This is a genomic window from Pedobacter sandarakinus, assembly GCF_026240095.1.
GTDB lineage: Bacteria > Bacteroidota > Bacteroidia > Sphingobacteriales > Sphingobacteriaceae > Pedobacter > Pedobacter sandarakinus.
The window spans coordinates 1288479-1313132 of the sequence record NZ_JAPIVG010000001.1; the positions used below are offsets into that span (position 1 = coordinate 1288479).

Annotated in this window: 22 protein-coding genes; 19 read left to right on the forward strand and 3 right to left on the reverse strand. The window is 36.4% G+C overall.

Features of this window, described 5'->3' with window-relative positions; all coding sequences use genetic code 11:
• The first annotated feature begins 184 nt into the window (after window positions 1-184).
• Window positions 185-349 carry a hypothetical protein gene (locus OQ268_RS05575; RefSeq protein ID WP_265855112.1) on the forward strand — a complete coding sequence of 55 codons (165 nt, stop codon included), beginning with the start codon at window positions 185-187 and terminating at the stop codon, window positions 347-349.
• Between the two features lie 169 nt (window positions 350-518).
• Here OQ268_RS05575 and OQ268_RS17950 read toward each other — a convergent pair whose 3' ends face one another.
• Window positions 519-764 (reverse strand): helix-turn-helix domain-containing protein, encoded by a 246-nt coding sequence (locus OQ268_RS17950; protein WP_407673993.1) that lies wholly within the window; start codon window positions 762-764, stop codon window positions 519-521.
• A gap of 725 nt (window positions 765-1489) precedes the next feature.
• Window positions 1490-1870: a hypothetical protein gene (locus tag OQ268_RS05580; protein ID WP_265855113.1), complete on the reverse strand. Its 381-nt coding sequence runs from the start codon at window positions 1868-1870 to the stop codon at window positions 1490-1492.
• Between the two features lie 220 nt (window positions 1871-2090).
• Here OQ268_RS05580 and OQ268_RS05585 point away from each other — a divergent pair, with 220 nt between their 5' ends.
• On the forward strand, window positions 2091-2882 hold the full coding sequence (locus tag OQ268_RS05585; RefSeq protein WP_265855114.1) for a LytTR family transcriptional regulator DNA-binding domain-containing protein: 792 nt from the start codon (window positions 2091-2093) through the stop codon (window positions 2880-2882).
• 1171 nt (window positions 2883-4053) lie between these two features.
• Here OQ268_RS05585 and fcl read toward each other — a convergent pair.
• Window positions 4054-4980: a GDP-L-fucose synthase gene (gene fcl, locus OQ268_RS05590; RefSeq protein ID WP_265855115.1), complete on the reverse strand. Its 927-nt coding sequence runs from the start codon at window positions 4978-4980 to the stop codon at window positions 4054-4056.
• A gap of 218 nt (window positions 4981-5198) precedes the next feature.
• On the opposite strand from fcl, the gene OQ268_RS05595 reads away from it, so the two are divergent.
• From OQ268_RS05595 to OQ268_RS05675, 17 genes are all read left to right on the forward strand, one after another.
• Window positions 5199-6479 (forward strand): nucleotide sugar dehydrogenase, encoded by a 1281-nt coding sequence (locus tag OQ268_RS05595; protein ID WP_265855116.1) that lies wholly within the window; start codon window positions 5199-5201, stop codon window positions 6477-6479.
• A gap of 21 nt (window positions 6480-6500) precedes the next feature.
• Entirely contained in the window at window positions 6501-7019 is a 519-nt protein-coding gene (locus OQ268_RS05600) for a GNAT family N-acetyltransferase (protein WP_265855117.1), read from the forward strand.
• Between the two features lie 314 nt (window positions 7020-7333).
• A complete protein-coding gene (gmd, locus tag OQ268_RS05605; protein ID WP_265855118.1) occupies window positions 7334-8470 on the forward strand; it encodes a GDP-mannose 4,6-dehydratase in 1137 nt (378 codons plus the stop codon).
• Window positions 8471-8648: 178 nt separating this feature from the next.
• Entirely contained in the window at window positions 8649-9386 is a 738-nt protein-coding gene (locus tag OQ268_RS05610) for a tyrosine-protein phosphatase (RefSeq protein WP_265855119.1), read from the forward strand.
• Window positions 9387-9534: 148 nt separating this feature from the next.
• Window positions 9535-10341, forward strand: coding sequence for a polysaccharide biosynthesis/export family protein (locus OQ268_RS05615; protein ID WP_265855120.1), 807 nt, complete (start codon window positions 9535-9537; stop codon window positions 10339-10341).
• 11 nt (window positions 10342-10352) lie between these two features.
• The gene (locus tag OQ268_RS05620) at window positions 10353-12704 is read left to right on the forward strand and encodes a GumC family protein (RefSeq protein WP_265855121.1); all 2352 of its coding nucleotides are present in this window, start codon (window positions 10353-10355) and stop codon (window positions 12702-12704) included.
• Between the two features lie 6 nt (window positions 12705-12710).
• Window positions 12711-13487, forward strand: coding sequence for a glucose-1-phosphate cytidylyltransferase (gene rfbF, locus OQ268_RS05625; RefSeq protein ID WP_265855122.1), 777 nt, complete (start codon window positions 12711-12713; stop codon window positions 13485-13487).
• Between the two features lies 1 nt (window position 13488).
• Window positions 13489-14577, forward strand: coding sequence for a CDP-glucose 4,6-dehydratase (rfbG, locus tag OQ268_RS05630; RefSeq protein WP_265855123.1), 1089 nt, complete (start codon window positions 13489-13491; stop codon window positions 14575-14577).
• The gene (locus OQ268_RS05635; RefSeq protein ID WP_265855124.1) at window positions 14565-15473 is read left to right on the forward strand and encodes an NAD-dependent epimerase/dehydratase family protein; all 909 of its coding nucleotides are present in this window, start codon (window positions 14565-14567) and stop codon (window positions 15471-15473) included. Before rfbG ends, OQ268_RS05635 begins: the two co-directional genes overlap by 13 nt.
• Window positions 15473-16849 carry a protoporphyrinogen/coproporphyrinogen oxidase gene (locus tag OQ268_RS05640; protein ID WP_265855125.1) on the forward strand — a complete coding sequence of 459 codons (1377 nt, stop codon included), beginning with the start codon at window positions 15473-15475 and terminating at the stop codon, window positions 16847-16849. Before OQ268_RS05635 ends, OQ268_RS05640 begins: the two co-directional genes overlap by 1 nt.
• 26 nt (window positions 16850-16875) lie before the next feature.
• Window positions 16876-18207, forward strand: a complete 1332-nt coding sequence (locus OQ268_RS05645) for a flippase (RefSeq protein ID WP_265855126.1) — start codon at window positions 16876-16878, stop codon at window positions 18205-18207.
• Window positions 18208-18223: 16 nt separating this feature from the next.
• Window positions 18224-19255: a glycosyltransferase gene (locus OQ268_RS05650; protein ID WP_265855127.1), complete on the forward strand. Its 1032-nt coding sequence runs from the start codon at window positions 18224-18226 to the stop codon at window positions 19253-19255.
• A gap of 251 nt (window positions 19256-19506) precedes the next feature.
• Window positions 19507-20241 (forward strand): hypothetical protein, encoded by a 735-nt coding sequence (locus OQ268_RS05655; protein ID WP_265855128.1) that lies wholly within the window; start codon window positions 19507-19509, stop codon window positions 20239-20241.
• A gap of 5 nt (window positions 20242-20246) precedes the next feature.
• On the forward strand, window positions 20247-21527 hold the full coding sequence (locus OQ268_RS05660) for an O-antigen ligase family protein (protein WP_265855129.1): 1281 nt from the start codon (window positions 20247-20249) through the stop codon (window positions 21525-21527).
• Between the two features lie 6 nt (window positions 21528-21533).
• Entirely contained in the window at window positions 21534-22460 is a 927-nt protein-coding gene (locus OQ268_RS05665; RefSeq protein ID WP_265855130.1) for a glycosyltransferase family 2 protein, read from the forward strand.
• Between the two features lie 16 nt (window positions 22461-22476).
• The gene (locus tag OQ268_RS05670) at window positions 22477-23547 is read left to right on the forward strand and encodes a glycosyltransferase (protein WP_265855131.1); all 1071 of its coding nucleotides are present in this window, start codon (window positions 22477-22479) and stop codon (window positions 23545-23547) included.
• 2 nt (window positions 23548-23549) lie between these two features.
• Window positions 23550-24641 (forward strand): glycosyltransferase family 4 protein, encoded by a 1092-nt coding sequence (locus tag OQ268_RS05675; protein ID WP_265855132.1) that lies wholly within the window; start codon window positions 23550-23552, stop codon window positions 24639-24641.
• The last annotated feature ends 13 nt before the right edge of the window (window positions 24642-24654 follow it).

Below are 24654 nucleotides of genomic sequence, written 5' to 3' on the forward strand. Positions count from 1 at the left end.
ACTGATAAAAATGTAGCACAATCTTCGGGGAAGGGTTGGCTATCGATCTTGAAAAAGAGTCTTGGGATGGCGGAACGAATAGCGGGTATATTGCTTGTTGCGCCTGTAAAATTACCAAGTAAAGTTCTGAGTACGGTACGCTATCTGGCGTTGATTTCAGGCGTTTTAAAAGCTACGTCAAGCGATGAATAGTACTGAAACTAAAATGGGGATGCTAGGCGGAATTTCATTTAGCGTTCTTGGGTTAAGTGCCAGTGATTTTGCACAAGCAACGTTGCTTGCCGGTATAGGAGCATGTGTAAGTTTCTTTGTGAGTAAGTTACTACAATGGTTTCATAACCGAGAGTGAAAATAAATTTTTTTAATTATTTTGAACGGGTGCCCTTAACTGTGCACCCGTATTTTCTTATCACTTAATAATAACGTGTTGCCTAATCAAATTGATATGAATCCTGTAGCAGATACAGGTGCTACCTTGGGCTAACCTGATTCTTTTACTTTAGGGCAAATGCTGATGATTAGGATATTTCTGCGTCTATTGAAAAATTAACTAACTCTGCAAGCGTAATGCCTAAGCCTTCTGCTATTGCAATCATAGTTAATAAGGAGGGAGCAGTCTCGCCTTTTTCTATGCGGTGTATTTGGCTATAATCCACATCAGCGATTTGTTCAAGTACCCTGAGACTAATATTCCTTTTGTTTCTCAGATCTTTGAGGTGCAATCCAAATAGCTTTAATATTTTTTCCTTTCTGACTTGATCCACTTGACAAATAGAAAAAAACAGAGCAGTTTAATTGTAGGACTATTTGCATACAATTCTAGATTTTATTATATTCGTTTAGCTATAAGAATTCTAATAGTGTTTGTTGGTTAAGCCTTTACCAGTTAAAGGAAGAAAGTTAAAGCACGCTGATATATATTCAGTCTACTTTGTATCTTGCTATTTTATCAAACATGAAGATCTAGTTGCAAAGCGTATATGGAGGCTGTCTTCGAATTAATTGTAGGCTTTAAAGCCTCAAAGTCATATTGCCTCTTCGCCCTGTTCCGTTTCCTATTTTCATCAAGTTAAGGTTAATGTTTAAAAAGGGAATGGACAGGGTATTATTACAACCAGTATCCTTATCGTTATTCTATTCGGTTATTAAGGACCTTAACAAGTCAATAAGTATGAAGATTGAAACAGATTATGATATCTTCTATATTTCTGCCATCCTTTCGAAACACAGAATGTAAAGGTATTCATTATAAGTCAATCATTACCGCTTCTCTGTGAAATAAAAAACAAGTGTAATTAATAATGTATTCTCTATGTTTATAGGATAATTCCTATCTATATTATTCGAATAGGAATGTTTTGTATAGTGAAAGCAATAGAGGCAGCAAAATGCTGGATGTTACTGCCTCTTTTTATGTAAGCACTTGGGTTTGATGGCACCTTCAAACCTATTGCAGTATCATTTATAGGGTTGGTGGGAAATAGATAATTTAGTAAGTGATCGTGATCTCCAAGCTACCTTCTGCTTCAAATGAACCATCCAGTGTGGCCAAAGCTCGAACCATACCTGTTGGTACAATTAACTTGCTATCATATCCTACTATAGGCTTCAAGTTTGGTTTGATTAATGTAACCGGGAGCCTGCCTTCTACTGCAATTGCCGTTTGAGACGATAATGATTTAATTCTCGGGTAAGGCAGTGAATAGAGATGTTTCAGTTGCTCAGCATTAAGGTTAAATCTTTCGGCGATCCATCGAATAAAATCTAACTTAATGGCTTCTGCTTGTTGTGCCAAATAGGCATCTGGGTGCTTGTACAGCTCCATTTGCAGGGCTTTGATGCCTTGCGTGTTGAAATCAAACTTTTTCATAAAATTTAGTTAAGGTTAGTCGCCATACCGGCGTTGCACCAAAGTTATACGACCAATACTTCGCCTCTAAATTCTTGGAATTGTATTATGATGAACGATATATTATTAATGCCAAATGATATTTTCCACTTATAAACTCTTATTTCCGTCTTTTTAACCAAGAGAAATATCATTATCTTAGTTTATCTAATCTAGTATTAATGCTTTTCTAATTTATATTATGGACAGCGCTCGTTATCCAAATATTTATGTTAGGGTTTTGGTTAGCCTTTTTATTGGGCATTTTTTGGTTTCGTATGGGGAAGACCAAAGCCTATTCCAGTTGTTGTTCATTTCATATTATTACCCAGCGTTGGGCGGAAGCTTTATAATTACGATGATCTTGGGCGAATTTATTTACAAGTTGCATCATTATTTTGAAGACCACCATACCTGGCGAGCAAATGCTAAAGTGAGGTTGTTACTACAGTTAGTTTGTGGTATTGTTATGTCAACTGTTTTGGCAGTGTCTTTAGCTTATACTTATTTTAGATTGAGGAATGTTTCGATTATCGACGCAGGGTATTTTCGCTATGATTTCACCCTTGTTCTGTCATTTATTGCCTTGGGCAATTGTTACTACGCTATCATTAGTTTATTAAGGCTTAAATTATTGCCTACGAGGAGGAATCATTCTAATACTACACGTTCCAGCGAGGCGAGTGCCAAGCTGAATCATCCTGCAATTATTTTTAGTAAGGATCGAAATGTATATGTTTACCAATTTGATGGTCGAAAATTAATTTGGGACAAAACGTTAAAGGAGACGCGTGAAGTTCTTACTTCTGGTAAGTATTTCCAAATCAATCGTGCCGCTATCATTCACTATCAAGTAGTATCCCATTATCGACCTGGCGAATCAAATACACTTAAACTTTTTTTCAGAAAGCCTTTTGAGGATTTAAGGTATCATGTTAGTCAGCGAAATACTGTCGCCTTCAAAAGATGGTTTGCGAGCGAGGGTTTGGAATAGCGCAGGCACTCAGATTTTTATCATCTCTACAAAAGTTGTTCATGCTTATCATTTATAGTAAAGGATTATTATATCTAAACTCATGGCTTCGATCTCTTCGTTTAGAATTGTTTTGTGATTCAGATTTTCTGATGCCTTATAGGCGGCGACCTATCCACTTTTTTTTGATAAAAAGGCGAAACCTGGGCATAGCGAAGCCTGACAAGCAATAAAAATATACCAACACTGTCATAACTCAAGCCTTGGACTTGTTGTTGGGTAAATTGGGCAAAGCTTAATTTCGGAATTACGGGCTGTGATGAAAAATGGTAGATTACGCGATTCCTTTAACCATTTCTCCTTCCAACATCTCCTAGGCCGGTTAGCAGGGTGACCATAGGAGGAAGTCTACTATTGGAGCAGATAACGGAGGTTGTTTTTCTTACGTCTCATCGGCGGCGGCCTATTTCTTTTGGCTTGATCCAAAAGAAACCAAGCTGAGCATACCGAAAGCATGACAACCAACAAAACAACAAAAACGCTGGCATATTTCAAGGCTTGGATCTGTTGTCGGATAAACTCGTCAAAGCTTTAATTTCGGCATCACAAGCTGCGATGAAAAATCGCAGAGGACGCGATGCCTGGTTTAGTGGGTTATGACAATGTGTGCAGAAAGTTTTAACATTTTCTCCTTCCAACATCTCCTAGGCCGGTAGCATTGCGCCCACAGCGGGAGCCTATTCCTTGGAGCAGATGGCTCAGGTAGTTTGTTCTTATCCCTCATCGGAGGCGCCTATTTCTTTTGGCTTGAACCAAAAGAAACATACCTGAGCATAGCGAAGCATGATAACTTATAAAAACAACAGAAACGCTGGCATAAATCAAGGCTTGGATCTGTTGTCGGATCAATTCGTCAAAGCTTTAACTTCGGCATCACAAGCTGCGATGAAATATCGTTGAGTACGCGATGCATTTAACGTTTTTCCTTCCAACATCTCCCAGGCCATTTAGCAGGGAGCGTATCGCATTGAGTTTATTGTTTTGAGCGGATAGGTAAGGTGTGGAGTGATAGGGATCTCTGTATTTTATGCAAATAACCAATCGGCAGCCAATGGGGCATATTCGCTATTCATAGTAAAAGCCCAAGCGTTGGGATCAACCAATCTTGGGCCTTAACTAGATCTATATTTTACTAGTACCTGCTCTGGAAATCCTGGTAAGCCAAGGCGATACCCTCTCGCAATTCAATTTTATGTTTCCAGCCCAAAGCATGTAATTTGCTCACATCCATTAGTTTTCTAGGTGTTCCATCTGGTTTGCTCGAATCGAATACCAAATCTCCCTCAAAGCCTATCACTTCTTTAATCAATAAGGCAAGGTCTTTAATGGTTAAATCTACTCCTGTACCGATGTTAATCAGGTTTGGTTCGTTATAGCTTTCCATTAAAAAGAAGCAAGCCTCAGCTAAGTCATCCGCAAAAAGGAATTCACGCATTGGTGATCCTGATCCCCAAACCACCACTTCCTTTTCGTTGTTTATTTTGGCCTCATGAACCTTGCGAATCAAGGCGGGCAATACATGAGAATTTTGTGGATGGTAGTTATCATTATAGCCATACAAGTTGGTAGGCATTACTGAAATGAAATTACAGCCGTATTGGTCACGATAAGCATCACACATTTTAATGCCCGCAATTTTTGCGATGGCATAGGGCTCGTTTGTTGGCTCCAATATGCCTGTTAACAGATAATCCTCTTTTAGCGGCTGAGGTGCCATTTTTGGGTAAATGCAACTTGAGCCTAAAAACATCAGCTTTTTTACGCCATTCACATAGGCACTATGAATTACATTGTTCTGTATGGCCAGGTTCTCATATAAAAAATCTGCCCGATAAGTATTGTTGGCCACAATGCCGCCTACTTTAGCAGCGGCTAAAAAAACATAATCTGGCTTTTCCATTGCAAAGAAATCTGCAACAACCTGTTGGTTACGCAGATCAAGCTCGGCAGAGGTTTTTGTGATCAAATTCGTAAAACCTTCTCTTTCCAGTTTTCGGTAGATTGCAGATCCTACCATCCCTCTATGACCTCCAATATAAATTTTAGCGCTCTTTTCCAATGTGATTTTTTTTTAAGTGCATGCGAAAATACGAGAGATTTCGTGGAAATGAGTGGAGACTTGGTAAAATTTCATTTGCGCCTACGTTTTGGACTCTTTTTATTTTAAAAGGAAGGCTCGAGGAAAAACTTTTTCTACTTTGAATCGATTATTTCGCCTAGTAGCAAGCTGAATGCTAATGCCAATTTTACCTATCTTTGAACCCATCGCGTAAAAATATGATTGATAAAAAGCAGATTGCCATTATTGGATTGGGCTATGTAGGGTTGCCGCTTGCAATTGAATTTGCAAAGAAATACCACGTAATCGGCTTTGATATAGATGTTGATCGGGTGATATCATTAAATGGACTTGAAGATTATACTCATGAGGCTAATCTATCAGATTTGCAATCAGTATTACAATCAACTGGAGATCAGGGATTGCGGTTGGTTTCTTCGTTGGAAGAAATTGCAGCTTGCACTATTTATATCGTCACTGTTCCGACACCTATTGATTCGCAAAAGAACCCCGACCTTCGACCACTGCTGCAAGCATCAAGTATGGTCGGTAGCATGTTAAAAGCCGGTGATGTCGTAATTTATGAGTCAACTGTTTATCCTGGTTGTACGGAAGAAGACTGTGTGCCTGTGCTGGAGAAGTCTTCAGGATTGGTGTTTAATCACGAATTCTTTTGTGGATATTCTCCAGAGCGCATCAATCCAGGCGATAAAATCAACACCCTTACAAAAATTAAAAAGGTTACCTCAGGGTCTAACCCAGCTGTGGCCGATTTGGTAGATGGGCTATATGATTCGATTATTGAAGCGGGAACGCACCTGGCTCCAAGTATACGTGTGGCAGAGGCTTCGAAAGCAATTGAAAATGCACAAAGAGATGTGAACATCTCTTTCGTAAATGAGCTGGCACTAATTTTTGATCGGATGGGGATTGATACCGCAGATGTGTTGGCTGCAGCAGCAACTAAATGGAATTTTTTACCTTATCAGCCTGGTTTAGTGGGTGGACACTGCATTGGCGTGGACCCTTATTACCTGGCGCATAAATCTGAAGCCTTAGGTTACAAACCAGAGGTGATTCTATCTGGCAGGCGGGTAAATGATAATATGGGCATGTTTGTTGCCAACAAAGTTATTAAACTCATGGTAGCCAGGAACAAGGCGATCAAGGGCGCTAAGGTGCTTATCCTGGGCTTCGCTTTTAAAGAGAACTGTCCTGATATCCGAAATACCCGGGTTATCGATATTTATACGGAGTTAATTTCGTTCGGGATTAACGTTGATGTTTTTGATCCATGGGCACATCCGCAAAGTGTACAAGCTGAACATGGTATCACATTGATAAGCCAGATCGATTCGCCCAATTATGATGCCGTTATTGTTGCTGTTGCGCACCGGCAATTTCTAACTTTAGACTATGGACAATTTAAAACAGCCGGTGCAGTCGTTTTTGACACCAAATCATTTATCGACAGAGAATGGGCCGATGCGAGATTGTAATGTTTCATCTTATTCAGTTATATGAAAATTAGTAAAGCCACAATAGCCGATGTTCCGGCATTAAATCAATTAATTAATTCTGCCTATCGTGGCGAAAGCTCCAAACAGGGTTGGACTACAGAAGAGGCAATTTTAGGCGGCATCAGGATTGATGAAGTCGCTTTACGCAAATATTTTGGACAGGATCATATTCATATTCTTAAATATACCGACGCACAAGGCCGACTTTTAGGCACGGTGAATTTAGAAGTGCGACCTGATGAACTATATTTAGGTTTATTTGCCGTCTCGCCGCTTGCCCAAAATCTTGGAATTGGGAAAGCATTATTGCAAGCGGCGGAAGGCATTGCCCGGGAAAATGATCGCAAAAAAATTGCCATTACCGTGATTAGTAGCAGGACTGAATTAATCGCCTGGTATGAGCGAAATGGTTATCGTGCCACAGGCAAATCGATTGCTTTCGAAGACATTCAGGACCGTTTTGGTGAGCCCAAGCAAGACCATATCTTATTGATTGGCATGGAGAAATTGCTATTTTAATTTTTTTCAAAGCGCCTTAAAACAATCATTAAGTAAAATTGTTATGGGTACGATTAATTAATTCTGACTAATGATTTCGATTGAAAGTATAGGGGTTGCCGCAATGGTGCTCTCCAACTTTGTTGCCTATATCGCACTAAAACGACTAAGGAAAAAAGAAAAACGTGAAGACCAAGAAAGAGTGAACCAACAAAAGTGGGTGGTATAGCTTTTTCGATATCCTCGTTTGTATGCATCAAAAATGGCCTGTCAAATACTTAATCGTATAAATTATCTGTATGTTTGTTGCCAGATAATTTATGTATTAATTGTATATGAAAGTTGCTTTGATTACCGGTGTGACCGGACAGGATGGAGCGTATTTAGCGGAGTTCTTGCTCAAGAAAAATTATATCGTACACGGATTAAAGCGGCGTTCGTCGTCTTTTAATACAGATCGAATAGATCATCTATATCAAGATCAGCATGAGAAGGATGTTAGGTTTAAACTCCATTATGGAGATTTAACAGATTCTACCAATCTCATTCGCATTATACAGGAGGTACAACCCGACGAAATATACAATTTGGCTGCTATGAGTCACGTTCATGTGAGTTTCGAAATGCCAGAATATACGGCTAATGCTGATGGCATTGGCACGTTGAGACTCTTAGAAGCTATACGTATTTTAGGGTTAAGTAACAAAACCAAGCTATACCAAGCCAGTACCTCAGAGCTATATGGCCTTGTGCAAGCAGTACCACAGAGTGAAACTACTCCATTTTACCCACGATCGCCCTATGCTGTTGCAAAGATGTATGCTTATTGGATTGCTGTAAATTATCGTGAAGCATATGGAATATTTGCAAGCAATGGTATATTATTTAACCATGAAAGTCCTTTAAGAGGTGAAACATTTGTCACACGGAAAATTACACGGGCTGCAGCTAAAATCGCACTTGGATTACAAAAGTGTTTATACCTAGGCAATCTCTCTGCGCAAAGGGATTGGGGACATGCCAAAGATTATGTAGAAGCCATGTGGTTGATTCTTCAACAAGAAAAGTCAGAAGATTTCGTTATTGCTACAGGTAAAACTACGACTGTAAGAGAATTTGTTCGAATGAGCTTCGCAGAATTAGGTATGGAAATTGAATTTTCTGGTAAAGATGAATATGAAAAGGGGGTAATTATTGGTATCGATCTTGAGGTAGTTAATTCATTGGGCTTGAACTCCGAAAAGATATTTCTAGGTACAACGGTCGTGCAGGTTGACCAAAAATATTACAGGCCAACGGAAGTGGATTTACTATTAGGAGAACCTAGTAAAGCCAAAAAACAACTCGGCTGGGAACCTAAATATGATTTAGCAGCACTTGTTAAAGATATGGTTAGTTCTGATCTCAATTTGATGAAAAAAGACGAGTATCTTAAGAATGGTGGGTTTAAGACTTTAAACTATTTTGAGTAGTTAGTTTTGCGTGGGTAAATTGGTTTCCGCATACTTGTTCATTATTCTACTTTTTATTATGATTCGTCTACTTAACTCTTATTAGATGATAGTATATAAGTGAGAAAAATTTATTTTTACGAATATCAAATTTAAGGGTACTTTTAATAATAAACAACCTTATACCAGTCAATAATGTATGTTCAGTTTTTTTAGTAGAAAAAGGAAAGTCTCCGATATATCCTGGTTAGGAATAGATATGCATTCGCATATTTTACCAGGCATTGATGACGGATCGCCTGATGTGGCAGTCTCATTACGATTTGTTAAGGCTCTTGAAGAGTTGGGTTATTCGTCTTTGATTGCCACGCCCCACATTTACCAAGAGCTGTATCCTAATACCCCTGAAACCATCCAAGCCTCAAAAAGTTTATTGCAAGCAGAAATGGATCGTGCGGGATTATCTATCAAGTTATCCGCGGGAGCCGAATATATGGTTGATCAGAATTTCACTTTAGATCAGCCACTCTGTAAGCTGAACCAAAAGCATTTGTTAGTTGAAATGTCTTATCTAAATGAAAGTCCAAATATCAGCCAAACTATTTTTGATATACAAATTAAAGGTATGGTCCCCATATTGGCGCATCCAGAACGTTATACATTTTATTTTAAGGATAAAAAGAAATTGAAAACCTATAGGGAAAAAGGCTGCTTACTTCAACTTAATCTACTATCCGCATTGGGTTATTATGGTAAAGATGTGAAACTGTTGGCTGAATACCTCTTAAAGGAAGAAATGTATGACTTTGCGGGAACTGATTTACATCATGATAAACATTTGAATGTGCTAACCGAGACGATACAAACTGGAAGATTGTACGATTTGTTAGGTTCTTATGATTTTAAGAATAGATCGGTATTTGGCCATTTTCAATAGTGATTTCTAATCATCTAGTATGCATTTATTAATTTGACGTTCAACTTAGTAAACAAACTGTTTTATGGTTCTTCGATTTTACAATTAAATGATTAAGTTTGCAAGCTGTTTAAAGTGGCTTATAATGCTTTGAATAGATTTTATACCTATGATTAAACTAAACAATGTGAAGAAGGCTTTTGGCTTGATAGCCATCTTCTTCGGAGTGTCCCTTGCAAGTTCATGTGTAAGCAATAAAAAGATTGCTTATTTCCAAGACATCCAGGCGGTCAATCAAGCCAAGCTGGAAAATGCGGCATCATTTACTGAACCAACCATACAGCCTGATGATATATTGAGCATCAATATTTTCACGTTGAATCCTCAAAGTGGTGCAATTATTAATCAGGCCGCAGCGACGCCTACACTGGGTGGTAATACCAATACAAGTTTGGCCACGCAAAGCACAGGATTTTTAGTTGACAAGAATGGAGATGTTGAATTGTCTTTAATTGGAAAATTAAAGGTTTCAGGATTAACTACTTATCAAGCCAGGGAACTCATCAGAGATAAAGCTGCTGAGGTATATAAACAACCAAACGTACAATTGCGTTTTGCAAACTTTAAGGTGAGTGTATTAGGTGAAGTGAATGCTCCTTCAGCCTATACTTTGCCTAATGAGAAGGTTAGTATATTAGATGCACTTAGTCTCGCAGGAGATTTGACTATTTTTGGTAAACGTGATAATGTTTTAATTGTTCGTGATAATGATGGTAAAAAAGAATTTGCTCGCCTTGATTTGAATTCAAGTGAAATCTTCAATAGCCCTTTTTACTATTTGAAGCAAAATGATGTGATTTATGTAGAGCCCAACAAGCGTAAAGTTTCGGCTTCCAATTCGGCTCAAATCCAAACTATCGGCGTTATCGCCTCGGTAGTTTCTGTAATTGTTCTGGCCATTTCTAGCTTGAAATAACTTCCCCTATCATGAATAACTTATCTGAAAGAAATATCGAACTTAATTCTGATGAAGAGAGCATAAATCTCAAAGAGATAATTAATAAGCTAGTGGATAAATGGCCTTGGTTCGTATCAAGTGTCCTGCTTTGCCTGCTAACTGCATTTTTATACGGTAGGTATACTCCGCCTACTTACCAGATTAATGCAAAAATTCTCGTCAACGATGATGAGAAAGGGAGTGCTCTTGGGGGAAAATCTGCTTTAATGGATCTAGGAGGGTTGTTAGGATCAAAAAATTCGGTCGATAATGAAGCTGAAATTTTGAAAACCCGATTTCTGATGGAGCAGGTGGTTAGAGAAATGCAACTTAATATCGTTTATTCAAGAGAAGTCGGTTTCGTTAAGCGAGAGCTTTATACTCCGCCTTTTAAACTCAACGTAATTAAGGGTATTGATACAATTTTAACTACAACTTTCAAAATCAGAAAGATTTCTGGGAATAGACTAAAAATTACGTCAGAAAAATTTGAAAAAACTGTATTAATTGGCCAAGCATTTAATGCAAATGGCGTCGGCATGGTTCAGATAGAGGCCACTAAAATTGGTCTTATTGATGATAAAGAATATTTAGTGTCTATCACTTCAATCGATTCTCGCGTAGCGGCTTTGATGAAACAACTTTCAGTTGCGGTAAGCAATAAGCAAGTTAGTGTTATTGACCTAGGACTATCTTATCCACTTCCGAACAAAGGTGAGGATATTTTGAATACTTTAATCGCCAAATATACTGCAGCCAATTTAGGAGATAAAAATGCCATTGCTGATAGTACCTACAAGTTTATTAAAGAGCGCCTGAATGTTATTGCTTCAGAATTAGGAGATGTTGAAAATAGAGTTGAAAGTTTCAAACAGCAAAACAAATTAGCTGATATGTCTGAACAGGGAAAGCTACTCGTTCAAAACAGTGGTGAATACACCTCAGAACTGGCTAAAGCAGAGATACAGGTAAAGGTTTTAAACGATCTTGAGAAGTATTTGAAAGACAATAACGCAAACAACAGGGTATTTCCATCCTCTTTAGTTCCACAAGACTTGGTGTTTTCGAATTTGATGAGTCAATATAATGCACTTTTGATTGAAAGGGAGAAACAGCTTCTTAGTGTTACCGAAGAAAGCCCATTTATTCAAAATATAGACAAACAGATTGTCGGATTAAAAAGCGATATACTCTCAAACGTAGAAAGCGCAAAAAACACCTATATAACTACGCGAAATAAATTGCGCAGTCAGCTAAGTTTAATTGAGAATGAGGTTTCTGACGTGCCCCAAATTGAAAAAAATTATTTGAAGCTAGCCAGAAATCAACAGATCAAGCAAGAGCTGTATATTTTTTTAATGCAAAAAGCTGAAGAAACCAATATTTCCAAAACGTCGAACATTTCAGTTGCTAAAACCATCGATCCACCAAAGGCACAAGTTATTCCTATTAGTCCAAGGAAAAACCTTGTGTATGGATTTGGTTTAATTGCAGGCCTTATGATACCGCTTGTGTTAATTTTTGGAAATGATCTTTTAAGTACCAGTATATCGACTAAGGAAGAGATTACATCATTAACTCGTGTTCCTGTTATAGGCGAGATTAGTCATAATACTAGCTCGGATAACTTAATCGTAGCAAATAATGGCCGTTCAGCTATATCCGAACAATTCAGAGCGTTGAGAACTAACCTCTCGTTTTATTTGAAGTCCAAGGAGGATAAAGTTATCCTTCTGACATCAAGTATGAGTGGAGAAGGGAAGTCTTTTACAGCCATCAATTTGGGAAATATTTTGGCTCTAGCTGGCAAAAAGGTGCTTTTAATGGAGTTAGATTTGAGAAAGCCTGGGCTCTCCGCAAAATTAGGGGTTAATAATGATATAGGATTCAGTAATTATACCATAAGTTCTGATATGAGAGTGTCTGATATTATAAAACCTCTAAGCATTAATAAGAACATGTTTATCATTTCTTCTGGTCCTTTGCCACCAAATCCTGCAGAAACTTTGATGAGTGAGAAGACGCCGTCATTAATTCAAGATTTAAAAGCTAAGTTTGACTACATCATTATGGATGCACCTCCTGTAGGAATAATCACAGATGCACAATTACTATCCGCTTATGCTGATGTGACAATTTATCTAGTACGCCAAAAAGTGACTCAAAAAAATCAACTTGCCATTGTCGAGGATCTGTATAAGAATAATAAAATGAAGAACATTGGTATTGTGGTCAACGATATTGTAAGCAAGTATTACGGATATGGATATGGTTATGGAAGCTATGGGGAAGATAGAAAAGATAGCATTTTCGATAAATTTAGGGCTAAATTTAAAAACTAAAAAATTATGAAAGTTGTAATATTGGCTGGTGGTCTTGGTACCCGACTAATGGAAGAGACAGAAGCTCGTCCAAAGCCTATGGTAGAAATTGGTGGTAAACCGATTTTATGGCATATTATGAAGATTTATGAAGCATATGGCTATAATGATTTCGTTTTGTGCTTAGGCTATAAAGCACAATCTGTTAAAGAATATTTTTTGAATTATTACTTATATAATTCTGACGTATCGATAGATGTTAGCCAGAACAAAGTTGACGTCCATTTTTCCAATTCCGAATCATTCAAAGTGACGCTAGTAGATACTGGATTAAAAACCAATACTGCAGGCAGGATCAAGAAAATAAAAAAATATGTTGAGGGGGAGACTTTTATGCTGACCTATGGCGATGGGGTTTCTGATGTTAATATCAACGAATTGGTTAAGTTCCACCAATCCCATGGAAGATTGGCTACCCTTACAAGCATTCAAACTCCAGGCAGGTTTGGCAATATTGAAATGGATGCCAATGGTACCGTAAGTCATTTTGTAGAGAAGCCACAGGGAGATGGTATGTGGATTAATGGAGGATTCTTTGTGTTAGAAGCCGGAATCTTTGATTATTTGGAAGGTGACGTCGAGGATGTACAATGGGAAAACGTTCCGTTGAAAGAAATTGCCAATGATGGTCAGCTGGCCGCCTTTAAACATGCGGGCTTTTGGAAGCCTATGGATGCGCTCAGAGATCGCATTGAATTAGAGGCCTTATGGAACAGTGGTGAAGCTAAATGGAAAATCTGGTAATATGAATTTTCAAAATATATATCAAGGTAAAAAGGTGCTTATCACAGGACATACTGGATTCAAAGGTTCCTGGATGGCCATTTGGTTAAAAGAATTGGGTGCTGAAGTTTATGGCTATGCACTTGCACCACAGTCTGAAATGGATAATTTTGTGATCTGCAAGTTAGAAAAAGAAATTAATCATTGTGAAGGCGATGTGCGGGATGCTGGCAAGTTGATAGCTTATTTCCAAGAAGTACAACCCGATTTTGCATTTCATTTGGCTGCGCAACCTTTAGTTCTTCTATCCTATCAGGACCCTGTAGGAACTTTCGATACCAACTTAATGGGTACCGTGAATTTTTGGGAGGCGGTAAGGGCAACTCCTTCGGTAAAAGCTGCAGTAAACGTTACCACGGATAAATGCTATGATAACAAGGAATGGGTATGGGGGTATCGTGAAAATGACCCTATGGGTGGTAAAGATCCTTACAGTGCATCTAAAGGGTGCTCAGAATTAATCACGAATTCGTACTTAGAGTCTTTCTTTAAGGCTGATGGAACTGCCAATATCGCGTCAGCAAGAGCAGGAAATGTTATTGGGGGCGGAGACTGGGCCTTAGATCGAATTGTTCCCGACTATTTTAGGGCGTATCAAAAGGGCGAAAAGTTGGAAATTAGAAATCCACATGCAACCCGTCCATGGCAACATGTATTGGAGCCATTAAGTGGATATTTAAATCTCGGCGCTGAGCTTTACATCAAGGGCAAATCGTTTAGCGGGGGTTGGAATTTTGGACCAGAGGACACACAAAATTATTCAGTAAAGCAACTTATTGATGAAATATTGCTGCTTAAAGATTTAACTGGCTATCATATTCCTGAAAATGCGGAGAAATTACATGAAGCTGTATTACTAAAACTAGACATTTCAAAGGCTGTTAATATGTTGAAGTGGCGTCCTGTTCTATCTTTTAAAGAAACAGCATTATTTACGCTCAATGGTTATGACAGTGACTTGAATCCTAAATCTGTATATAGAGATCGCGTAGAGCAGATTAGTGCTTATGAATCTTTAGCAGCACAAAAAAGCATACAATGGGCGATGTAAAATCAATTTTAATAACTGGAGGTAACGGTTTCTTAGGGAGTCATTTGATTGGGTATTTGCTTGAACTTAAATATACCCTGATTTTACTTACAAGACCGAAGTCTGATTTAAGCAAGATCTCTCGATATCTCGATCGGATACAGATAGTTGATGGTACCAATGAGGAAATGTTGAAATTAAAATTTGAGGAAAATAGAATTGATGCAGTTATCCATTTGGCTACTGACTATGGTAGGACTTCAACGTTATCGCAAGTTATTCAGACCAACGTCTTACTTCCGTTGAAGTTAGTAGAGTTAGCGGTAGCAAATGGAACCAAAGTTTTTATTAATACGGATACTTTCATAGCCAAGCAAAATAGTGGATATGACTATTTAAATAGTTATGCCAAAACCAAATTTATCATAAAGGATTTGTTAGCTGACTTTTCGAAGTATATTAAAATTGTTAATATGAAACTCGAACACATCTACGGAGAAAATGATGGAGATAATAAGTTTGTAACTCAAATTGTAAAAAGTCTTATACGGAATCAATCAGAGTTAGATCTTACAGAGGGTATGCAGAAAAGAGATTTTATCTATGTGCTAGATGTTGCGGCTGCGTATGGAACCGTATTGAAAAATGTCGAGGTTTTAAATTCTTATGTCGAATTTGAGATTGGATCGGGAATTTCAACCAGCATTAAATCCTTTGTTCAAGAGTTAAAAGATTTAACTGATTCCACAACAATTTTAAATTTTGGAGCTTTACCGACAAGATCAGGTGAATTTATCGAGTCAAAAGCCAATAATAAAAGTTTATTAGATCTTGGGTGGTGCATTAATTTTGATTTGAAAGCAGGACTGATGCGCACCCTTTCTGGAGAGAATGTTAATTATTTAAAGAAAATATAGTGGAGAATATTCAAAAAGTCGAAAATCTGATTTTAGGTGCAGGTCTTGCAGGCCTATCAGTATCTTACCATTTAGGGCATGACAAATGCGTTATATTTGAGAAGAAAAATCATTCCGGTGGCCATATTCACTCTGAAATTCTCAATGGCTTCACTTGGGACGAGGGGCCACATTTATCCTTTACAAAGCACCAATATGTTAAAGATTTGTTTTTTAAATCGATCGCAGGCGAAGTAGAAGAGTTTACCGGTGTACCTACAAATTATTATAAAGGAAGTTGGATTCCTCATCCAGCTCAGTCAAACTTATATGCTCTTCCGGAGGAAATTAAAAATGAATGCTTGGAGGATTTTTTAAATACTCGAGCTGCAATCGACAAAGAACACAAGCCAGAAAATTACCAAGAGTGGATTGAGATGGCATTTGGAAAAACGTTTGCAAACACTTTTCCGAAAATTTACACCGAAAAGTATTGGACAGTCTCCCCAGAACTGCTAAGTACTGAATGGGTAGGAGAGCGGGTTTATTATCCTGAAGTCGAAATTGTTAAACAAGGAGCAGTGGCTCCATTGGCAAAATCAACTCATTATATGACGACTGTGAGGTACCCTTCTAAAGGTGGTTACAATTCCTTTGCTAATCAATTGGTAGAAAATGCAAATATCCAATTTCAAAAAGAAGTTGTTGCAATAAACCTCGAAGATAAACTTGTAACATTTGGCGATAATACGATTTATAGATATGAAAAATTGTTTTCAACCATTCCACTTGATTTATTTATAAACTATTGTTCGGCGCCAAAAGAAATCCAGGACGCCGCTTATCAATTGATGTGCTCCGAGCTGTTGGTTCTAAATTTTGAAATTAATCATCCAGCTGTTATCAAGGAGCAGTGGCTATATGTCTATGATGAGGACAAAATCTCATCGAGGATCAACTTTACAGAATTACTTTCGCCTAATAATGCTCCTGGTGGGAAATGTGGTATTCAGGTAGAAGTTTATTTCTCTAAGTATAAGCCCATTACAGAAGATTTTAATCACTATATCAAAATTGTCACAGGAGAGCTTCTTGAAATGGGCTTGATCGCTGATAAGAAAGACATAATTGAAGTTCATCCAAGGTGGGTACAATATGCAAATGTAATCTTCGATTTAAATCATACAACAGCATTAAATAAGGTTTTGAATTGGTTAGAAACGTACGGTTTAGTTAGAGAAGATGACGATCTAAAGCCAATGACTGACTGGAGTTCAAAAAAAGCAAATGATATAAAGTTTGGTGATTTGATATTAGCGGGTAGATTTGGCCAATGGAAATATTATTGGACAGATGATTGCGTGATGAGAGGAAAGTATATCTCGGAAAATGTATAGTTACTTTCACTTTTATCTCGAAAGTAATGAGCAATAGGTTAACAAAAAATATTTTCTACCTGGGTATCGTGCAGGTTGCAAATTACATTCTTCCTATAGCTTTCGTACCGATAATATCAAGAATCATTGGCCCAGAAAAATACGGTTCGATTGATTTTGCAGCAGCTTTCGTTGCGTACTTTGGGTTGCTCGTTAACTATGGGTTTGACTTTTCCGCTACGCGTAAAATTAGACAGAGTATTGACGATTCAGAAAATAATAGTCGCGTCTTTAGCCACGTCTTTTCTACGCAACTATTGTTGCTAATTTTTGCATCTATAGTTTTTACGATTTTGATGTTATCAATGGAACAATTCAGAATGGATCCAAAAGTGGCGGTGTTTTCGTTCTTAATATGTATAGCATCCCTGTTTACGCAGAACTGGTTTTTTCAAGCCATGCAAGATTTGAAAATTGTTGCAATATTAAATTTTGTTGCAAAGTTATTATTTGTGGTAACAGTAATACTGGTAATTAAAAGTAAAGATGATTATTTCTGGCAACCTTTGATAGCATCAACGGTGCAAATTTTGATTGGTTTAGTCTCATTCTTCATTGTGCTTAAAAAATACAAAATAGACTTGCGACTTGTCCCTATAAAAGAATGCTTTAAACTTCTGAAAGAAGAAAGTACAGTTTTTTTTTCTATAATGATTGTTAACCTATATACTACTACTAATATCGTATTATTAGGTTTTTTTCAAAATACATCAGCTGTTGCATATTATTCTGCAGGGCAGAAACTCATAGTAATTGTTCAATCTATTTTGGTAATGCCGTTGATGCAAGCGTTATATCCTTATATAGGGAATTATCTTCGAGACGATTTTAAGTTAGCAGTGAAAACGGCACAGAAGATTTTTCCACTGATCTTTATTTTATTATCCACTTGTGGGCTAGGTATGTTAGTATTAAGCCCAATAATTATACAGATTTTCTTTGGCAAAGCCTTTACTGATTCAGTTATAGCATTCCAAATTATGGTCTTCGTTCCACTTTTGGTTGCTGTAAACTATTTTCAGGGAATAATAATAATGTTAAATATGAAGATGGATAAATTATATTTTAAAATAACTGTATATGCTGCCATATTAAGTTTGTTACTAAATATTTTGTTTGTTCCTAGGTACAGTTATATTGGTTCAGCATTGATTTGGGTTGTTGTAGAACTATTCATTGCGGTGGTGATGTACTTCAAGCTAAGAGGTAAAGGGATTGATGTGATAAACTTTAGTTACTGGAATTTTGGAGCTACTAAAGACTTTTTACAACCTTTCCTTATAACTAAACTTGATAAAAAAAAAGCAAGCGATTCATAAATTATAATCATTTAAAATGTCAGATATCCGAATATGCGTAGCTATTTCTACTTTCAACAGATTAGAACTATTGAAAGAATGCATAAATTGTTTAAGAAAGCAAACTAGAAAAATTGATCAAATTTTTGTCATAGACAATGGTTCTACTGATTTATCTTTACAATGGCTTAACGAGCAATCAGATATTAAAGTTTTACATGAGCCAATTAACATAGGTGCTTCCGCCGCCTTTTCCAAAGTTATTCAGGAAGGGTATAATAATGAATTTCACTGGGTTTGGATTATGGACGATGATGCCTTTCCGAGGGAGGATTGTTTAGCAAATTTAATTAAGAGCCCGCACTTTACCACCGCAATGGACACTGCATTGGCCCCTGTTGTTTTTGAGAATGGTGGGATAGCACATGGTCACCGAGGTATAAACAATCTTCGCGATAAGGAATTGCAATTACAAACGCCTATTCCATATAGCTTTTATACCTCTGAGAATGATGATATCGAAATATCTTTCATATCGTTTGTAGGGTTGTTGGTAGGGAAAGAAGTTATAAAAAAAATTGGTTTTCCTGATTCAAGGTATTTCATTTTTAACGACGATCTTGAGTATTCAATTCGAATTGGATCTAACGGGCATAGGCTATACTTGAATAAGAATGCGGTGATGTTTCATAGATTTCCGGTCTCTTATAGCAACGTTGATATCAATTCGATTTACGAGCAATTAACATCCTCAACTGTGCACAAAACACTATTTAAAAAGGCCAAAGATAAAATAGCCTTTAGCCAGCTTTTTGACAGCATGGCAGAAAGAACAATTTATTTCTACATCGGCCGTAGGAATTTAATTTATACAATTTTGAAATATAAAGGATGGTCAGCCCAAACAGCCCTATATATTTTAAAGAATTTTTTTGATGCATTTATTGGTGTTATTTTTTCAAAAACTAAAAAATTGAAATTGACCAAAGTATTATATCACTCTTTCAAGCAAGGAATAACGGGAAAATTTGATAATAAAAAATTGTTATCGTACAAAGAAAATACTTAAATATGTTGAAATACATTAAATCAAATAGATATTTTGAAACTTGGCCATCTTGGAATGTGGTTCACGAATGGGAAGATATTATTAGTGAAAAATTATCCCTTAAGATATTCAAAAAAAACACATTACTTACTTTTTTAAAGAATAGTTCGAAAGGAAGATTAAGGAATAAAATCTGCCGATCTTACCTCTTTTCTAAGAATTTAAAGGAAAGATGTCTAGTATTCCACATTATGCCACAAGACAATAGCGCATTGATTGGAAAATCCGATGTTCCAGTGGTAATAGATATATGGGGAGATATTGATGTTTCAAATTTTAATAACACTTATAGTAAATGTCCTTACATTTATGTTACTAGCAAGGAAGTTTTAGAGTTTTTACAACCTAAGACTAAAATCGAACTCAAATACTTTCCAATGACATTGCCTGATAAATACTTCAAGGGAGAATTTGATGATAGTTTAGCGAAATCAATATGTGAGAAAAAAGACATTGATATTATCCAAATTGGTCGAGGGAATGCCGTGCTAGATGAATGGACAAAACAGTATTTAATAGCGAATCCCAATACAAATTACGTTTACCAAAAGGTTATAGATGGAAGATTCTTTTTTTATTCTAATCTATATGGAGAAGTCTGCCAACGTAAAGATCGAAGCGATTACTTCAACTTATTGCAAAGGTCTAAAGTTGCATTATACTCTTCTGCCGGAATCGATGATGGGGTTGAAAGAACTGGAGGTTTCAATGCGCTTACCCCCCGCTTACTTGAGTCCTTATCTCAATACACTTTCATAGTTGGCAGGTATGCAGATAATGTTGAGTATAGAGAGGTTAGAGACCACATCAAGAATTGTCAATCTTATGATGAATTTGATAGTGAAATGACGCGATTTCTGAGTATTGGTGATATTGAATTCTTAAAATGGTCGCAGAATTTTATTTCTAAATACCTTACGTCAAAGTGGATTAAAGTACTGAAATAATTAGAATGCAATTTAGAATTAATAGATTAGGTATTATAGTGTTCTTGGTAGTAATAGCAAGTTACTTTGTGAAGAAAGAAATTTCTTTTCTATTTGCCTGTGCTTATCTATTATTTTTTTATAGGTCTAAAATCCTCACTGTAGTACGTAACTCAAAGATATTGTTGCCTCTATTATTAATTTTTGTAATAGGTGTAATGGCAGGTATTAGTAATCCAATCAATGATTTGCTCAGGGACACTTTTGGTTTGGTGAATGTTTTGCTATTTTTTATTTTCGGAGTTTCATTCCAAAAATATATTTCAAATTTTAAGGCCTTTTATAAATACATTAAGCTTGCCGCATTAATTTCGGGAACTGTCCATATTGTCCTATTTTTGAGTTATTATGCATCAGCATACTCTCTCGATAATTTACGATTACTTGCGGGCCGTGGAAGTATAGTTGAAGCAATTTTTATAGCGCTTTTCTTGTCAAGAATGCTAAATAAGAAGTTTAGGCATTATATGTCACGAGCCGGCATCTTCGACTATCTAGTTTTTTTCATAATGATTGTATCTTTTTTAATGTATATCTCGCGATCAATGATGATTTCAACCGCAATTTATACATTGTTTTTAAGCAATTATGTAAATCTTCGTGATTTCAGCAGAGCTTTGTTCAGAAAATCATTCGTAGTGGTCACCATATTGATTTGTTTTGCTGCCTTATTAGGCGTTTTTTCTTCAACCACTGGAAACAGTCCGCTTGATTGGGTTGTAGGTAAATTTGAGCGTATTCCACAAGAAGTATTCTGGGATTCGAAGAAAAATTCAACTGCAGATTTAGCGGATATAAACGATAACTGGCGGGGTTACGAAGCTTATCAGGGTGTCCTTAAGTTTTACAATGGTAGCACCTTCCAAAAAACTTTCGGTTACGGTTATGGAGCGCTTGTAGATTTGAACCTTATCATGAATCTCGGCGGGAAGGATTATTCAGAAATACCAGTATTGCATAATGGATATGTCATGCTTCTAGTTAAATCCGGTATTTTTGGCATATTAATGTATTTAATCTTCATCTATGCGCTCGGATTCATGAAGTTAAAAAAGAGTGAAGATAGTCCTGAGCAATTTTATTTTGGTCAAATGCTTTCGGCGCTTAGTATAATTGTTCTAATAAATACATTCACTATTACAGGCCTGTTAAATCCCGACGATGCGCTCACTCCAACGCTATTAGGTCTATTTTTTGGGCTAACTCGAAAAAATAATATTATTGTAAATCAAAAAAAGATAAATTAAGAGGGTATGCTAGATGAAAAGCCACTGGTTTCAATTATAATTTTAAATTGGAATGGTTATGATGTAACTAGAGATTGCCTCCATTCTCTCCAAAGCATCAATTATGTCAATTATAATGTCGTGTTAGTCGATAATGGTTCTGTAGACAATTCTGTTGCAAAACTAAAAGCCGAATTTACTTCAAATAAATTGTTTTTTTTATCGTTACCAAAAAACCTTGGGTTCACAGGTGGTAATAATGTAGGTATAAAATACGCTTGTGATCAATTCGATCCAAAATACGTGTTATTATTGAATAATGATACCATTGTAGAAAAAGATTTTCTAGATTTTATGCTGGATGGCTTTCACGATCCGAACTGTTATGCGGTTGTCCCTAAAATTTATTATTTTGATCACCCGAATAGGTTATGGTTCGCTGGAGGGAGAGTATCACGCCTAACAGGTACAATAGTTCATTATGGGGTTGATAAGATAGATAATGAAAGACAATATGAAGCCTCTTCACGTACAGGTTTTATGAACGGATGCTGTGCATTAATCTCAAGACAATCCCTCAATGAAATAGGTCTCCTAGACCCCCAATTTTTTGCTAACTCCGAAGACGCGGATTATTCGCTTAGAATTTTAGATTCGGGCCATAGTATTCGTTATCAAGCTGACGCTGTAATTTATCACAAATGTAGCTATTCTTTCAAGGCGAATAAGGGTCAGTGGCTTGGTTATTATCTAGGCACAAGAGCAATTGTTTTGATGCAGAGGAAGCACTTAGCAGGTTACAAATTAGCCCTATTTTATTTTTTATTTTCTTTTAGATGGCTACTCTATTTGACTTTAAAATTTTCTGTTCGCTTCGATTTTAAGTCTGTTAAAAGCATCTATGTCGGTGCGTACGATGGCATGATTGGTAGACTTCAATATGTAAATGCTTAAGATACAATTTTAACATATGAAAGATAAAGCAGTGTTAATCGTACTCGATTCCTTAAAATACCAAGTCAAGGAGGCCGAGCTCACAAAAAAAATTGAAAATCTTTGCTTTCCTGAATATTATTATACCTACTATGAGAATGCACTAGTACGATTTTTCCACGGATTGCCCGTTATTGGCAATTTCTTTTCGCATCTGGCTTATTGGTCAATTTCATTAAAATCGGCTTTTTTGATTTTCTTCAAAAAAAAGAAAGTCACCACAAAAATTTTTATTAATCCAATAGTTGCTATTTTTTATTGCTTGATTACTAGAATCTTTCCCCGGGAAGAACAGGTAACTATCGCCGGGTTTCTTTTCGAAGATAAATCGAACAAATTTTATCTCCGAGCAAGAAAAGCATTTGTAAACTTCAGTTATAAGAATACAGACCGCATTATTGTTTATTCTAATAATGAAGTAAAGTATTATAGTACAATCTTTCCATCTTTGACGAAGAAGTTCTATTTTGTAGAATATGGTAGAGATTTCGATATTTTTGAAGAAAACGTATACCAGTTTGAGTCAAACTATTATTCCAGTGGGGGCGTAAGCAATAGGGATTTCGTCACATTGTTAGAGGCCTCAAAATTATTATTGAGCAAATATCCCCAGCTAGTTTGCAATATTGCAACTAGGCCTCAAGGTATAGCCGCAGAATCTGCTCCAGAAAATGTAAATGTCTTATATAATATTCGTATTGATACATTTGGTAGTTTTCTCAAAAAATCCTTGTTTGTAGTCCTTCCACTCGCTAACACTAAATTATCAGCAGGACATATGGCATTATTAGAAGCGATGTCATTAGGCAAGGTTATATTAATTACGGATATACCGTCAGTTAGGGATTATGTAAATGAGTGCCAGGTTTTTTTCTATGCACCAGAGAATCCGATGGATTTAGCTGAGAAGATTGAGCATATTTATTTGAACCTTGGAAGCGAAGATGTCGGCAATAAAGCGCAAGCTGCATTTAAATCTTATAGTAAGTCTTATACGTTTGGCTCACTATTAAAACGTCTTGTCGAGCTATCCATGAATAATTTTTAATCATGAAAATAAAAATTTTTGTTGATGCCCACGTATTTGACGGTGTTCACCAGGGTACAACCACATATATCAAAGGGATTTATACAGCATTAGTAGCCAATGAAGCCTTTGAGATCACATTAGCTGCAAATAATATTGATCATTTAAGAAGCCAATTCAATGATGACAGGTTTAAATATATTAAACTGCCAACAAGTTCAAAATTCAAACGTCTTATTTACGATATTCCCCGAATTATTACCGACAATCGATATGATTATGCTCACTTTCAGTATATTGTACCATTAATAAAGAGTTGCAAGTATATCAATACTATACACGATTTATTATTTTTGGATTTTCCTAAGCTTTTCCCATTCAGTTATAGATTTACTAAAAAGTACCTTTTCAATTTTTCTGCCAAACGCTCAGACATTATCTGTACTGTTTCGGATTATTCGAAAAATGCCTTGATTAAATATTTCAAGATACATGAGGGAAAAATAGTTATAACCCCTAACGCAGTTCAGTTAGCTAGAGTACCGCCGATTGATATAAGGTCAAAGTATAATATTAATAACTATATCTTGTTCGTAAGCAGGTTCGAGCCAAGAAAAAATCATTATGCGATTATTAAGGCTTTTGTCGAGCTGGAACTATACAAGATTAAAGAGCTAGTTTTTATTGGAAGGCGTCAAGATGTTAACACTCAAAAATTCAATGACTTTTACGATACTTTAGTAGAGGACGTAAAATCAAAGATTATATTTCTTGAAGGTATTAGTAATGATGAACTTAATAATTTTTACCGACAAGCAGACTTGTTTATTTTTCCTGCATTTGCTGAGGGGTTTGGAATACCCCCATTAGAGGCAGCGGTAAACTCATGTAAAGTGTTGTGTAGTAATACGACTGCTATGAAGGATTTTGATTTTTTTGGGAAATATCAGTTTAATCCAGAAGATATTGAGGAACTTAAAAGCAAAATGTTAAAGGTTTTAAATGACGGAAGTTATCCATTTGGTGCAGTTAAGGAAGCAATCTTAAAAAAATATAATTGGAATATTATTGCTGAAAGGTTCGGGGAAGAAATCATCCAAGATTTTTCACGATAATTGCATATCTTTC

Excerpts from the sequence above, each read along its gene's own strand:
- rfbF (WP_265855122.1), top strand. The coding sequence starts at position 12,711 with ATGAAAGTTGTAATATTGGCTGGTGGTCTTGGTACCCGACTAATGGAA.
- OQ268_RS05665 (WP_265855130.1), top strand. The coding sequence starts at position 21,534 with ATGCTAGATGAAAAGCCACTGGTTTCAATTATAATTTTAAATTGGAAT.
- OQ268_RS05580 (WP_265855113.1), bottom strand. The coding sequence starts at position 1,870 with ATGAAAAAGTTTGATTTCAACACGCAAGGCATCAAAGCCCTGCAAATG.
- OQ268_RS05615 (WP_265855120.1), top strand. The coding sequence starts at position 9,535 with ATGATTAAACTAAACAATGTGAAGAAGGCTTTTGGCTTGATAGCCATC.
- OQ268_RS05660 (WP_265855129.1), top strand. The coding sequence starts at position 20,247 with ATGCAATTTAGAATTAATAGATTAGGTATTATAGTGTTCTTGGTAGTA.
- OQ268_RS05650 (WP_265855127.1), top strand. The coding sequence starts at position 18,224 with ATGTCAGATATCCGAATATGCGTAGCTATTTCTACTTTCAACAGATTA.
- OQ268_RS05620 (WP_265855121.1), top strand. The coding sequence starts at position 10,353 with ATGAATAACTTATCTGAAAGAAATATCGAACTTAATTCTGATGAAGAG.
- OQ268_RS05585 (WP_265855114.1), top strand. The coding sequence starts at position 2,091 with ATGGACAGCGCTCGTTATCCAAATATTTATGTTAGGGTTTTGGTTAGC.
- OQ268_RS05635 (WP_265855124.1), top strand. The coding sequence starts at position 14,565 with ATGGGCGATGTAAAATCAATTTTAATAACTGGAGGTAACGGTTTCTTA.
- OQ268_RS05675 (WP_265855132.1), top strand. The coding sequence starts at position 23,550 with ATGAAAATAAAAATTTTTGTTGATGCCCACGTATTTGACGGTGTTCAC.
- OQ268_RS05575 (WP_265855112.1), top strand. The coding sequence starts at position 185 with ATGAATAGTACTGAAACTAAAATGGGGATGCTAGGCGGAATTTCATTT.
- rfbG (WP_265855123.1), top strand. The coding sequence starts at position 13,489 with ATGAATTTTCAAAATATATATCAAGGTAAAAAGGTGCTTATCACAGGA.
- OQ268_RS05670 (WP_265855131.1), top strand. The coding sequence starts at position 22,477 with ATGAAAGATAAAGCAGTGTTAATCGTACTCGATTCCTTAAAATACCAA.
- gmd (WP_265855118.1), top strand. The coding sequence starts at position 7,334 with ATGAAAGTTGCTTTGATTACCGGTGTGACCGGACAGGATGGAGCGTAT.
- OQ268_RS05600 (WP_265855117.1), top strand. The coding sequence starts at position 6,501 with ATGAAAATTAGTAAAGCCACAATAGCCGATGTTCCGGCATTAAATCAA.
- OQ268_RS05645 (WP_265855126.1), top strand. The coding sequence starts at position 16,876 with ATGAGCAATAGGTTAACAAAAAATATTTTCTACCTGGGTATCGTGCAG.
- OQ268_RS05595 (WP_265855116.1), top strand. The coding sequence starts at position 5,199 with ATGATTGATAAAAAGCAGATTGCCATTATTGGATTGGGCTATGTAGGG.
- OQ268_RS05610 (WP_265855119.1), top strand. The coding sequence starts at position 8,649 with ATGTTCAGTTTTTTTAGTAGAAAAAGGAAAGTCTCCGATATATCCTGG.